The organism is Nocardiopsis oceani (assembly GCF_054777395.1).
The window spans coordinates 1-11951 of the sequence record NZ_BAAHAR010000088.1 but is presented as its reverse complement, the minus strand read 5'-3'; the positions used below and the strand labels follow the sequence as shown (position 1 = coordinate 11951).

The window sequence follows — 11951 nt, the reverse complement described above, 5'->3', positions numbered from 1 at the left end:
GTCGGCATTCGTGGTGCCAGAATCTGGCTCCGAATGCTTTCGAGGCGTCTCACCCGTCTCAGGCGTCTATGCTGGCGTCCGCGGCGTAATCAATCACCCCCGTGTCCAAGAACCGGGGTCAAGGCCCGTCGCAGGCCTGCGTCTGGCCCGGAAAGACGTTCACCACGAGCTTGCAGAGCCGTTGGCTCTGATCCAGACATAGTGACCACGCACGGTTGGCCAGGGCGACCTGTGAAATGTGAGCGGAGTGTCCACCGCCCGAAGCGGCGGCGCTGGGCGCGGCGTGCACGGCCTCCGCGGAAACGTTCCACACTGCGACTACCTGGCGGTCGACGCAGAGTAATCCGAACACGACCAGGACCAGCGGCAGAACTGGGTGCGCGGCGCGAGAGCGGTGCGCCAAGCGTGTGCACATCGGGCTCGCGCCTTCGGCACGATGGAAGCGTCGATCGGTGAGGGGTACCGTGCCTTCATGGAAACCTCGCCTTCGAAATACGGTCACCGGGTATCGATCCGTCATTTCATACCCGTGCCCGCGTCATACGGTCACGCACCATCGCCATCACAGCGCCAACCTCCTCGATACGGAGGAGGCGTCCCGACAGTAGGAACAGAGGGACCCCGACACCAACCCCGACTGCCATTGCGGCCAGGGCCGCGACCGTCTCACCGGTGAACAAGCCCCGGGCCAGCAGTAGCACCCCCACCGCGAGCAACACCGAGGGAAGCGCCGCCAGGTGCAGCCGGGCGACCACCCATGTGATCCGCCTCCCGTCGATACCGCCGAGTCTGCGGCTGAGCACCGCACCCCCGATGAGTAGCCCGCACACGTAGGAGAGCATGAACCCGGCCGCGACCCCCATAACGACCTGGTGTGGAGGAAGGATCCAGTAGGCGGCCACGGCGGCCACGGTGTGCACCGCGACGTTGGCGACACTGATCAGCGCCGGACTACGCGTGTCCCCGGACGCGTAGAAGACACGGAGCATCAGCTGGTAGACGGTAAAGGGCACCAGCCCCAGAGCGAAGACAGTCAGCACGTGGCCGATAGCGCGCGCATCCTCAATCGAGGTGTTGCCACGGGCGAACACCAGGATGCCCAGCGGGACGGCGTAGACCGCCATCAGAAGCGCGATGGGCACGAGCAGCACCGAGACCGTTCTCAGACCTCGCGAGAAGTCGTCCCGTACCTTCCACCACGCGTTGTCGGCGGCGTGCGCACTCATCCGCGGCAACAGCACGGTGATGACCGACACCGCCAAGACCGCGTAGGGCAGCTGGAACAACTGGTAGGCGTAGTTGTAGGCGGTCAGGCCCGCGCCGACGCCCGCGTCCCCGGTCGCCGCCGCGACACCGGCCCGGTTGGCGATGTTGGCTGTGACCAGAAACCCCGCCTGCATGGTGCACACGAGCGCGAACATCCAGCCGGCCGCGCTCAGCGCTTCGCCGAGCCCTGAACCCCGCAGGTCGAGTCGCGGCCTCCACCGGAACCCGGCCGCCCACAGCGCCCACTGAAGCACGAGGGCCTGTAGCGCCATGGCCCCGGCCGATCCGAGTCCCAAGAGGACGACCTGTGTGTCGGTGACTGTCCCGACGGTGGCTCCCGTGCCCGAGACGGCGATGAAGGACAGTCCGACACAGATGATGACGACGTTGTTGAGCACTGGGGCCCACACGGGTGCACCGAATCTGCCGCGCGTGTTGAGCATGGCGCTTGACACGCCACTGAGCCCGATGAAAAAGATTTGAGCCAGCAGGAAGCGGGCAAAGAGCACGGCGACATCGTATTGGACATCGGTGAACTCCCCAGCGTAGAGCCGGATCAGCGGCTCCGCGGCCAGGACCGCCGCGGAGGCCAGCACCAGGAGAGCGATCAGGGCCACGGTGAACACACGCTGTTCGCTGGCGTGGCCGCCGTCGGAGTCCCGTTTGCGGCGCCTGACCAGGAACGGCACGATGACGCTGGCCATCAGGCCACCGATCAGCAGGTCGTAGACGACGAAGGGGATCGTGTTGGCGGTGTTGTAGGCGTCCCCCAGGAGCTGGGTTCCCAACGCCGCCGCCAGGACGACCGTGCGCACGAATCCGGTCACGCGGGAAACCGCGGTACCGAGGGCCATGACGCCGCTGGACCTTGCCAGGTCCGGCTTGCGTGGTTCCGTGGTGGGAGTCGTCACCTGGCGGGGTCCTCTAATCGATCGTGTGGTGGTCGGCGTGTATCGGCGCCCGAGGGTCGAGCGACGTGTTCCCAGTCATTGGAGCTCAAGGACGAAGGGTGTCCACAGTTTGCCGTCCATGTCCGCCTGGTCCGTCTGGGACTTCCAGTGCAGGCGTTCGTAGAAGCGCTTGGCTGACTCGTTGTCGGAGCTGGTGTAGAGCCTGAGCCTCTGAGTTCCGTGAAGTCGGGCGATATCGGCGAATCGCTCGACCAGTGTGGCCCCCACTCCGGCGCGGCGCATGTTCTCCTCCACCGCTACGTGGCTGAGGACCCCGGTTCGGAGCCGTTCTCTCCAATCGGCGCTGGGCCCGGTCTGGGAGCGGCGGATTCCCCGGACGTAGCGCCGCGCTCGCGTGCGAACGAAGCGCGCCGTCAGTTCCGGCCGGATGAGCAGAGACATCATCCCAGCCCGGGCGAGTCTCCAGCGTTCTAGCTGGAGCATGTGGTGATGGTGTACCGCCTCATCCATGGACCCGACGAGGAATCCAGCTGGTTGGCCCTCGATCTCGGCGATGAGTGCTACCGCCGCGGGGCTGGTGAGGAAGGTCCGGTAGTACCTCTCGAGGAAGCGGTCGCCGAGTTCGACGAAGAACCCTGCTGGCAGGTTCAGCCGGTGCAGGCGGACCGCGAGGGGTACATCCCGCAGTTCCATGACGCGTAGCGAAACCACGGGCGTCTCCGTAGGTGGAAGTGAGGACATGACCGCAATCTACTACACTTGTAATAAATATTGGCAAGATCCGCCCCTGGCGTTTTTTCGCCGATGGCACCGGGGGCAAGGCCACCCGCGCCTACTACTACCAATGTAGTAGAATTTTCGGCCGACTTCGCCTCCACCACGGAACATCGACAAGTCTGCGGACACACCACCTGGAACGCATGGTGCGGTCGATGACCGCCCAGCAGCCAAGAAGCTACTTGGGACAGATCACGTTGACACTGCGACGCGCCGCGGCCCTGACCGCGATCACCCTCTCCCTCACCTCCTGCGCCTTCATCGGGCAGGGAGCAAGACAGTCCACTGATCCGGACGAGACCGACTCCACGTCGGCGCTGCCACCCGTGTCGGCGTTCGAGGTTGCCGGGGACGAACCCGCTCCCGAAGTGAAGCAGACGGCGGTTCGCTTCCTCGAAGCCGCTTTCAACTACGAAGAAGGGAACGGCACCCCCGAAGCGGCCCGCGAGCGCCTGGAGGCCGCCGACGTCCTGCACAACGCGGACCAACCGGATATCCCGCTGCTCTTTGCTGACGCTGCGGCCGCCACCCAGATCGTCTACCCGCAACTGGGCGGACTGACGGAGGACAGAGCCTCCGTCATGACCGTGATCGACTTCACCACTCTTCGAGGGCCGGAACTGTCCCAACAGGCACGCACGGTCGACGTCCGCCTGGAACAGAGTGAGCACGGCTGGACGGTCACCGAGATCGCTTCGGACGGAGGCTCACCGCCCGAGACCGATACCACGCCGTCCGATCCGGCTGAACGCGTACTGGCCTCCGACCGGATCGAGCTCCCAGACAGCGCACGATGGGACATCCTCGACGGGAGCATCGACGACCAGATACTGGAGATGATGCTCACTTTGTCGGCTGAGCACACGATCTCGGTAGCAGTTCTTTCCACCGGGCATCCGGTGAACGTTTTCAACAGCGACTCGGTCAGCAACCACATCCACGGCCGAGCGGTGGACATCTGGGCCGTCGACGGCGTATCGGTCTCCGAACTGCGCTCACAGGAGGGAACCAATCCCGCCCGCGTTCTGATGGAGCTATCACTAGCAGAGGGTGCCACCGAGGTCGGCGGCCCCTGGGCCATCTCGACCTCCGCGGGGGCGTCCTTCACCGACACCGTGCACCTAGACCATCTGCACATCGGGTTCAAGCAATAGAAAACCGGGATAAGCACAGCAGTGGTGAAGTACCCGTGGATCGGCTACCGGCGGGGCCGCACCGATCAGTACGGGAATCGTCGCCCATCGTTCAGATGAGCAACAGACCGAGAAGATGGTGGAGCTGGACACAGCTGGAGGCGATACCGCCCGAGGCGACCCCCGTTCCACCTACGAGGGCCGGGCCTGCCACACGGCTCCCCGACGGGGCGTCACCGAGCAGGGCCTCCACACGGTGGACCACCTGGGATTGGGAGAATGCCAGATGCCAGGCCGAGCGGGGGGCGGGCGCGGCCAGAGCCACACGGGCGATGGTGTGGGCGACCAGTTCACGGTCCCCGGTGGCCGCTGCGGCGTCCTCGTCCGCCCAACGCTCCAAGGCCAGGCGCAGCGACCTCTGGGTCGAGTTCAACGGAGGGAAGACCGCGGCGGAGAGGGCACCCAGGATGGCGTAGACGTGGTGCCTGTGACGCAGGTGGGCGTGTTCATGGCGAAAGACCACCTGGAGTTGTTCTCGAGACAGGATGCGCATCATGCCCGTGGAGACCAGTACACCACCGCGGTGGCCGGGAACGGCGACCGCGATCGGCGTCTCATGGCCCCTGATGCTGGGAGTGTCCACTCGCACCGCGCGCATGTCCCTCCACCATCCGACGCCCACACGGATGGTTCCGAACAGGCCGACGGCCAACAGAAACAGGGCCATAAGGCCTACATTGGTCGGCATCGGCCCATGGTCAAGGAGGAGTCTGCCCCTGCCTGAGGAAAGAACCGAGTCGACGGGCAGCAACCGCGCCAGGTACACCGCCGCCACGAACAGGGCCGTGCTCAAAGCAGCCAGCGCCGTGGTCACTACCGAGATGACGAGAATGCGCGCAGACCAGGCCGGGTGGACCGGCAGAGGCCTCCACGCGAGCGCCAGGCTCAGTGCCGTCAGAATCACGGCGGGAGCGAAGACCAGCCAACTCACGCCTACTCCTCACGTCGGCCCAGCAGAGCGCGAAGGGCTTTCTCCTCCGAAGTACTGAGCCCGTGAATGAACTGGTTGAGGACACTGGAGGGATCGTTGGCCACGCGGAGGTGGTCGAACATACGCTCGGCGGCCAGTTCGGACTCATCGACGACAAGACGGTAAACGAAACCCCTGCCGCGCTGGGAGCGTTCGACCATCTTCTTATCCAACAACCGGAACAGAACCGTGTTGACAGTGGTGTATGCGGGGGCGCCGTCGAGCTCCTCGAGCAGTTCCCCCGTCGAGAGGTATCCTTCAGCACCAGCCAGTACGGCCAGCACTTCGGCCTCCAGTTGTCCGAGCTTCTTGCGTACCATCTCATCCTCAGGTTTCCGATTCTTGTCTTCGTCCCAGTATCTCCGGTTAGACGCCGTGACCGCGAGGGTGCCTACGCACACTGCGGTGAACCGCCCGGAGGGCGACCGGAGGCGCCGGGCTAACCGCGCCGCCGGAGTGAGCGGTGGCGCTGGGCGAAAGCGTGCTCGTCGACGAAGGTCTCCGCCGAGTGCCGAACCATGGCGACACCCTCGCGCCACGTGTCGTGGAGGGTGCTCCGACCATCACGGAGAACCTGCTTCAGAAGACCGCCGATTTCGTCAACCCCCTCCGCTGCGGTGAGCGCGGAACTACCGGAGAAACGCGGATTGACCTCGAATACGTACGGTGTGCCCGAGGAGTCCGTACACATCTGGACGTTCAAGGGGCCGTCGGCGTCGAGCACGTGCGCGGTCTTGACGCACACCTCGGTGACCTCTGGGTGGTGACGACTGATCGCGTAACGCGATGAACCCTCTTTGAGGACCACTTCCTTGGGAACGACGGCCTGGACGCGACGGTCGCGCCAGACGACGACGGAGGCGGAGTACTCCGGTCCGCGGACGTACTCCTGCACTATGACGCGGCCGGGCTCGTCCCCGACACGGTCCAGGGCCAGGACGAGTTCGGCTTCGTCGTGGGCGACGAAGACCCCCCTACCACCTCGTCCCCACCGCGGCTTCACGATGAGCGGAAAAACCATGTCGTCGTGTCCGCACGCAGCCAGGCGCGTCTTCGGCACGGTTACACCGCCCTCCTGTAGGACCTCCATAAGCACCAGCTTGTCCAGGCAGCGGGCTACGACCTCCGCCCGCGGCAGCATGATCTGCACTCCGTGACCAGCCAGGTTCCACACCGTGACCAATTCCTCATCGACCAACGGCACGATCGCCCTGATCCGTTCCAGCGAGCAGATGCGGAGGATCTCAGGAGCAAAGTCGGGGCTCTGACCATGGGGAACCACGTACGCCTGGTCCGCCAGGTAGAGGCCCGCCGCCCCGGGGTCGATATCCACCGCGACCACCCGGTAGCCCGCATCGCGTAACCGCAGTATCTTGCCCGCCGTGCCCTCTGCTCCTGCAGCGGTGACCAGGATGCCCGCATCGTCGTCTGGCATGGTGCTGCCCCCTCCTCCCCATGTCCCGGGGAGTTCCATCACTTACTACTACATTAGTGATAGGTGAGGCGGTTCTGTGAGCACTGGCCGGAACCGGCCTTTTCGCACCCTGGACGTGTTCCCGATGCCCTTTTGCTGCTGTTCTTCCTTCTACGAAGCAGGCGCCGCCCCTCTGACGGTTTTGTTCCAGCAGGGCCCGGCTCGCCCGGACAACGGGTGGTGCCGGTCTGGTAAGACCGACACCACCCGGGTACATCAATGGCCGTCGTGTTCGTCCTCGGGCGGCGACGCGTCGCGGTCGTCGTCCTCCGCCCCGGATCCAAGCATCTCGTTCATCAGCTCGATCTCGGACTGCTGCGCGTCGATGATGTCCTCGGCCAGAGCACGCGCCTCGGGATTGGTGCCCTCGTCAAGTTGTGTCTGGGACATCTCGATGGCGCCCTCGTGGTGCTCGATCATCATCTCCAGGAACATGGTGTCGAACTCTTCATTTTCGGCCGCCTCTAGCTCGGCCATCTGTTCCTCGGACATCATGCCGGCCATGCCCTCGTGGTCCATGTCTTCCATGCCCTCGTGGTCCATGTCTTCCATGCCGTCATGGTCCATACCGTCCATGGGTTCCTGGCCCCACGACTCCAGGAGAGTGTTCATCTGCTCGATCTCGGGCCCCTGTTCGGCCTTGATCTCCTCAGCCAGCGCCTGGACCTCGTCCCCCGCGCGGCCCTGAGCCAGTTCGGCCATAGTGGTGGCCTGCTCATGGTGGGGGATCATCATCTGAGCGAAGGCGACATCGGCGTCGTTGAACTCCGAGGTGTCCTGCTCGGAGGTCTCCGAAGCCGGGGGAGCGGCGTCCTCCTCTGCCCCCCCGCACGCGGCCAGGAAGACTGTGGCGGCGAAGGCAGTCGCCGCGGGGATCAGAGCTCTCTTGAAGAGGGCCATCATCGATCATCCTTTCTGTTGCTTTGCTTCACCGCGTGGCACCTCGAACGGACGCGGTGCCTGTATGTACGTGTGGAAGGCGGGTGACGCAGGCATAACGGCCTGGGCAGCCACTCATGCCGGAACTCGTCGTCGGCCGAAGAAAACGGACAGGTCAAGTCCCAGACCTTGGGAACTCTTAAACGAACGTCTGAAACACAGGGGCTTCTGCACCGACACCCGAAGACCACACCGGCCATGCACGCAAGCACGCCCGTCGCCCTCGTAATCGACGTCACCCTTGTGTCACCCCCGTGGTATTCAGGGCCGGCGGGCACCGACGAAGTGCTGAGCCCAGTAGTCGGCGAGCCGCACCTCGGAGACAGTCTTACCGCTGCTGGGAGCGTGCACCATCAGACCGTTCCCAACGTAGAGACCGTTGTGGCCAAGGTCCGGGAAGAAGAAGAGGATGTCGCCCGGCTGGATGTCCTCCCAGCCCACGGTGTTGGGCATGTCGTACTGGGTGTACGTGGTCCGGGGAATGTCCGCCCCGGCAGCCGCCCAGGACGCCTGCGTGAGACCGGAACAGTCATAGCCGTTGGGCCCGGTTCCGCCCCACTGGTAGGGCGTGCCGATCTTGCTGTAGGCAAACTCCACGGCAGCGCGCGCGTCACCCGAGGCAGAGCCGGTGTAGGTGGGTTCGGCATCCGTCTGCGACTCGCCCTCCGCCGTGGGATTCTCCCCTTCGAAGGTGGCGAGCAACTCTTCCTGCTCGGCGAGACTGTCCTCCACTTCCTCCTGGCGCTGTTCAAGCTCTTCCAGCTGCTCGGCGGCCTCGTCGTAGGCCTCATCCGCGTCGGCCTTGAGGGCGATCAGGCGCGCGTCACTCTCAGCGAAGGCCTCCAGCTCCAGCCTTCGCGCCTCGGAGAGGTAGGACAGGTCGGCGGACTGCTCGAAGATCTCCGACGGGTTGTCCACGAACAGCGCCGTGGTCACCGAGTCGGGATCGTTGGACTGGTAGCTGGCGCTTGCCAGCTCAACGACCTTCGAGCTCAACTCCTCGTAGCGCTCTTCCTCGGAGTCGATCTGGCCGTCGGTCTCCTCGACCTTCGCCTCGACCGCGTCGTGGTGCTCCTGTGCCTCGTTGTAATCCTGGACGAGCGTGCTGGACTCCTGAAGCAGTTCCTCAATCCGCTCCTCTACTTCTTCCTTAGTGGGTTCGGGCTCGGCGTTTGCCACAGCGGTGGGCAGGAGTAGGCCAGCTGCGGCCACACAAGCCACAGTGGCGAACATCAGATTTTTGGCACTCGTAAGGTGCTCGTTCTTCATGCGGACCTCGGCGTCAAGGATCCATGCCCCGAAGGCATGGCTGAGGGAAGGAAAAGGGGTGTACGGGAAGTGCGCCCGTGGACCGCCTAGGCGTCGAGGGGAGATGTGCGGACGCCACTGGGCGAAGGCGGCAAGCGACGCGTGCACGGCCGCCGACGGCACTGGGAGCTACCTGGCTCGGGCCGAGTGGGGGATCTCAGCGCCGACGGGTGCGGTACAAGGGTCGCCGGGTTCGCGCAGGCGGCAGTGGGGCGGGCGGTCTACACCCGGCGAACGCACAGGGAAACGAGTGCCCTGGTTCCTCCGAGGGGAAGGACACGGTGCGGCCATCGAGCCGACCGGGAAACCGGTGTCACCCTCGGTGGCAGTACGGGCAGTCCCGCGAAGGCGAAGACACCCAGCCCCAACAGGATGGATGCCGAAAGCGAACCGGTGCGCTGGTCAGCCAGCAATCCGGCCTCGTCGCAGTGCTCTTCGTCCTGCGCTGCGGGGGACAAGACCTCCGCGTCGTTCTGGTCTGAAGTGACCACCGCGGCAACAGAGACCTCGTGCGGCGCCGCGTCGGTGTGGCACAGGGAGACGACCGCTACGCCGAGCGCGAGCAGCATCATGAACACGACCCTGGTCCAGGGTCGTGGCTCTGTTCGCGGAGCAGCTGTGGGCACGCAAGCAGATTACCCAAACCGTCAAGCCCTCGCACACACTCCAGGAAAACGTCGGGCGGCGAGGAACACCACATGACGTGCGTCCAGAAACGTACTGGTCAGCGGTGCCGTACTCCGTCGACTCGCCACCCTCCATCAAGCGCACCCGCAGGCGATGCCTGGCCGCGTCGGCATCCTTTGAACACCGACGCAGGCGGGTCAGTCACATCACAGCGCGTCGATCAGCTCACGACACGCACGCTCACAGCGTCGGCACGCCTGCGCGCACACGCGGCAGTGCCCGTGCTCGGAGGCATGCGCTTCGCACTCACTGGTCCGCACAGGTCTTGCAGGTCTGCTCGCAGGCCCCTCCAGCACGGCTCGAATCATGTTGGCGTCGTAGCCCGTGTGGCGCGAGAGCACCCGCCCGGTCGCTTCGCTCTGTTCGGCGCAGTCAAGGTTGGCACGGACGCACTTGACAAGGTCGGCGATCATGTCCTCGCTCAGAGAGGCGTTCGCGCCCGCCGCACACGCCTGGGCGCACTCAAAGCACGCTTCGATACAGGCCAGCCACTTCTCGCGGTCCACACCTCCGAAATCCTTAGAATAGGTCTCCAACATCTGACTTGCCACACTCATGACACCCCCTGACGTTGAGAACGCTCGGAACCCACATCCCAAGCGCTGGACGCCGGTTCGCTCTTGCACTAAGCGGGTGGGTAGCACACCAATCCTTGAGGACTTGGACGGCGCTACAGGGATCCGGGCGCGTCGAACCCCGTAGTGGTCCCTGATGTACCTCTTCCGAGCTGCACGCCGCGCTCGCCTTTCTGGTGCTGCTCACGGCCACGGTTCTAGCGGTGTACAAGCTACTGGGCCTGACTGGTACGCGCTCCGCGGGCGGCGCGAGCACCGCGCGCTGCCCACACGTTAGGGGGCACGGCGGGCACCTGCACCGTCAGCACCAGGCCGCTTCCGCCGCGGCGGCAGCACGCTGGTCCGCGTCCTTGGCCCGCGGCCTCTGAGATGCGCACTCCTCAGCATTCCCCTCCCGAATGCCCCGACAGGCCGCAGCGGCGGGGCCTCGGCCGAAGGAGAGGTGCTTGCCGAAAGCTCGCTGGAGGCTGGAAGAGACGCAGGAGACGGCTTCTCCTTGAGGGCACCGCCGCGGCAGCCGTTGCGGGCATCGCTAAGCAACGTCATGGACGAGGCTACGATCACGCCGTCCACTGAGCGGGAAGAGGGCGGTCCGCCACTCGAGTTCACCATGGTGAGGGGCGGGTTCATACATATGGCTGTAGCTCACCACCGCCGTGATCAGAGCCAACATCAGCACAGCGATGGTGGTGACCTATCGGGACCAACGGGAGGAAGACTCCCCCGCACCCTGGCGCGAAACCTGCAAACCGCGGTATCCGTCCCTGCGAACCTTGGCGTGATCTGGAAGAGTTCGATCTGTGGTCGCTCGATCAAAGGCTGAAGGTTCGCATTGTGTCGGGTTGAGTTTGTGCGACACAACCCCCGACTCCAATAGTCGACCGGTTGAACTCACCGTGCCTACACGGTGCGGGATCGGAATTTGAGCGACCCCCATCCTGTATGAACCGACCCGATCAACCGGGCGCCTGATGGACAGGTACAGTGCCTGTCATGGGAAGCGACGTCAACACCAAGCGCATGAGCACTTTCGTGGTGCTCATTGCCTTGCTTGTGCTGATGTCCGTGACCTGCGTGTTCGCCGTGATGCAAGCGAACGCCCCGTCGGGCCCCGCCAGCTCGACGTCCGTGCCCGCCGAGTTCACCAAGTCGGTGGAACGTTCTGCGACGCCCAGCACAGAAGGCGTCCAAGCATCCCACGAGTGCGGAGTTCCGCAGAGTCCGCCTTCGGTCGCCTCGAGTCCGTTGCTCGATCCGCTGACCGTTCTTCCGCTGCTCGACGTGCTCGAGCTTCCGCAAGTGGCCCCCTCGGCTCGTTCCACGCATGAGGACCTTCCCCTACGCCAGGGGGATGGGCTGTTAACGTTCCTCTGCGTCCAACGGGTGTAGATCACGACCAGTCCGTAGAGCACCGCGCTTCGCCTGTTCGTCGCGTGAGCCGCTCAGTACGGTTCCCCATTTTCCTTGTCGTGATCACGAGGTCTCGCCTTCAGGCGTGTGCCCCGAGCAGGAGCCAACACCCGTGAACAAGAACCTGACAACCAGCCTGTGCATTCTGGACCCCTATCATCGAGTTCTCCCCCTTCTGCCCAACCACCGAATCCGCCCCATCACGCGCACTACCACACCCAAATCCGGACAGCTCTTCATTTGGAGTCGTCCGGCCTTCTTTGGCCATCGACGATCACGACTCCCCTACTGCTGGTCTCTAGCCGCAGTCCTTACCCTGTCCGGTTGTGCCGGCGGCACCGAGATCGAGTCCGGTGACGAGGAGGACCGCTTCATCGCCGGCGACGGCAGCGCCACCGTCTTCGAGGCCGGAGAGCGCGATGCCGCCCCCGACGTCACCGG

The 11951-nt window shown here is 64.7% G+C and carries 12 protein-coding genes and 1 pseudogene; 3 read left to right on the top strand and 10 right to left on the bottom strand.

Annotated features, from left to right (window positions below; genetic code table 11):
• Positions 1-521: 521 nt before the first annotated feature.
• Positions 522-2120 (bottom strand): murein biosynthesis integral membrane protein MurJ, encoded by a 1599-nt coding sequence (murJ, locus tag ACYVDG_RS31920; protein WP_460763588.1) that lies wholly within the window; start codon positions 2118-2120, stop codon positions 522-524.
• Positions 2121-2252: 132 nt separating this feature from the next.
• On the bottom strand, positions 2253-2918 hold the full coding sequence (locus tag ACYVDG_RS31915; RefSeq protein WP_460763581.1) for a GNAT family N-acetyltransferase: 666 nt from the start codon (positions 2916-2918) through the stop codon (positions 2253-2255).
• A 191-nt stretch (positions 2919-3109) separates the two neighbouring features.
• On the opposite strand from ACYVDG_RS31915, the gene ACYVDG_RS31910 reads away from it, so the two are divergent.
• A complete protein-coding gene (locus ACYVDG_RS31910; RefSeq protein ID WP_460763577.1) occupies positions 3110-4108 on the top strand; it encodes a hypothetical protein in 999 nt (332 codons plus the stop codon).
• A 91-nt stretch (positions 4109-4199) separates the two neighbouring features.
• Here the strand turns inward: ACYVDG_RS31910 and ACYVDG_RS31905 are convergent, their stop codons facing one another.
• The 8 genes from ACYVDG_RS31905 to ACYVDG_RS31870 form a co-directional block, all read right to left on the bottom strand.
• Positions 4200-5078 (bottom strand): M56 family metallopeptidase, encoded by an 879-nt coding sequence (locus ACYVDG_RS31905; RefSeq protein WP_460763571.1) that lies wholly within the window; start codon positions 5076-5078, stop codon positions 4200-4202.
• Positions 5079-5080: 2 nt separating this feature from the next.
• Complete coding sequence (locus ACYVDG_RS31900; protein ID WP_460763568.1) at positions 5081-5437, bottom strand: BlaI/MecI/CopY family transcriptional regulator; 357 nt, start codon at positions 5435-5437, stop codon at positions 5081-5083.
• Positions 5438-5556: 119 nt separating this feature from the next.
• Positions 5557-6552, bottom strand: coding sequence for an ATP-grasp domain-containing protein (locus ACYVDG_RS31895; RefSeq protein WP_460763565.1), 996 nt, complete (start codon positions 6550-6552; stop codon positions 5557-5559).
• Between the two features lie 255 nt (positions 6553-6807).
• Positions 6808-7491: a DUF305 domain-containing protein gene (locus ACYVDG_RS31890; RefSeq protein WP_460763560.1), complete on the bottom strand. Its 684-nt coding sequence runs from the start codon at positions 7489-7491 to the stop codon at positions 6808-6810.
• Positions 7492-7791: 300 nt separating this feature from the next.
• The gene (locus ACYVDG_RS31885; protein ID WP_460763557.1) at positions 7792-8763 is read right to left on the bottom strand and encodes a C40 family peptidase; all 972 of its coding nucleotides are present in this window, start codon (positions 8761-8763) and stop codon (positions 7792-7794) included.
• A 296-nt stretch (positions 8764-9059) separates the two neighbouring features.
• A complete protein-coding gene (locus tag ACYVDG_RS31880) occupies positions 9060-9410 on the bottom strand; it encodes a hypothetical protein (protein WP_460763553.1) in 351 nt (116 codons plus the stop codon).
• A 261-nt stretch (positions 9411-9671) separates the two neighbouring features.
• Positions 9672-10031, bottom strand: a complete 360-nt coding sequence (locus tag ACYVDG_RS31875; protein ID WP_460763548.1) for a four-helix bundle copper-binding protein — start codon at positions 10029-10031, stop codon at positions 9672-9674.
• A gap of 601 nt (positions 10032-10632) precedes the next feature.
• Positions 10633-10734 (bottom strand): hypothetical protein, encoded by a 102-nt coding sequence (locus tag ACYVDG_RS31870; protein WP_460763585.1) that lies wholly within the window; start codon positions 10732-10734, stop codon positions 10633-10635.
• A 359-nt stretch (positions 10735-11093) separates the two neighbouring features.
• On the opposite strand from ACYVDG_RS31870, the gene ACYVDG_RS31865 reads away from it, so the two are divergent.
• The gene (locus ACYVDG_RS31865; RefSeq protein WP_460763545.1) at positions 11094-11489 is read left to right on the top strand and encodes a hypothetical protein; all 396 of its coding nucleotides are present in this window, start codon (positions 11094-11096) and stop codon (positions 11487-11489) included.
• 133 nt (positions 11490-11622) lie between these two features.
• Positions 11623-11951 (top strand): annotated as a pseudogene (locus ACYVDG_RS31860) (hypothetical protein); the annotation flags it as partial.

Coding starts and splice junctions, on each gene's coding strand:
- ACYVDG_RS31865 (WP_460763545.1), top strand. CDS start 11,094: ATGGGAAGCGACGTCAACACCAAGCGCATGAGCACTTTCGTGGTGCTC.
- ACYVDG_RS31890 (WP_460763560.1), bottom strand. CDS start 7,491: ATGGCCCTCTTCAAGAGAGCTCTGATCCCCGCGGCGACTGCCTTCGCC.
- ACYVDG_RS31910 (WP_460763577.1), top strand. CDS start 3,110: ATGACCGCCCAGCAGCCAAGAAGCTACTTGGGACAGATCACGTTGACA.
- ACYVDG_RS31885 (WP_460763557.1), bottom strand. CDS start 8,763: ATGTTCGCCACTGTGGCTTGTGTGGCCGCAGCTGGCCTACTCCTGCCC.
- ACYVDG_RS31915 (WP_460763581.1), bottom strand. CDS start 2,918: ATGTCCTCACTTCCACCTACGGAGACGCCCGTGGTTTCGCTACGCGTC.
- murJ (WP_460763588.1), bottom strand. CDS start 2,120: ATGGCCCTCGGTACCGCGGTTTCCCGCGTGACCGGATTCGTGCGCACG.
- ACYVDG_RS31895 (WP_460763565.1), bottom strand. CDS start 6,552: ATGCCAGACGACGATGCGGGCATCCTGGTCACCGCTGCAGGAGCAGAG.
- ACYVDG_RS31900 (WP_460763568.1), bottom strand. CDS start 5,437: ATGGTACGCAAGAAGCTCGGACAACTGGAGGCCGAAGTGCTGGCCGTA.
- ACYVDG_RS31880 (WP_460763553.1), bottom strand. CDS start 9,410: ATGATGCTGCTCGCGCTCGGCGTAGCGGTCGTCTCCCTGTGCCACACC.
- ACYVDG_RS31870 (WP_460763585.1), bottom strand. CDS start 10,734: ATGTATGAACCCGCCCCTCACCATGGTGAACTCGAGTGGCGGACCGCC.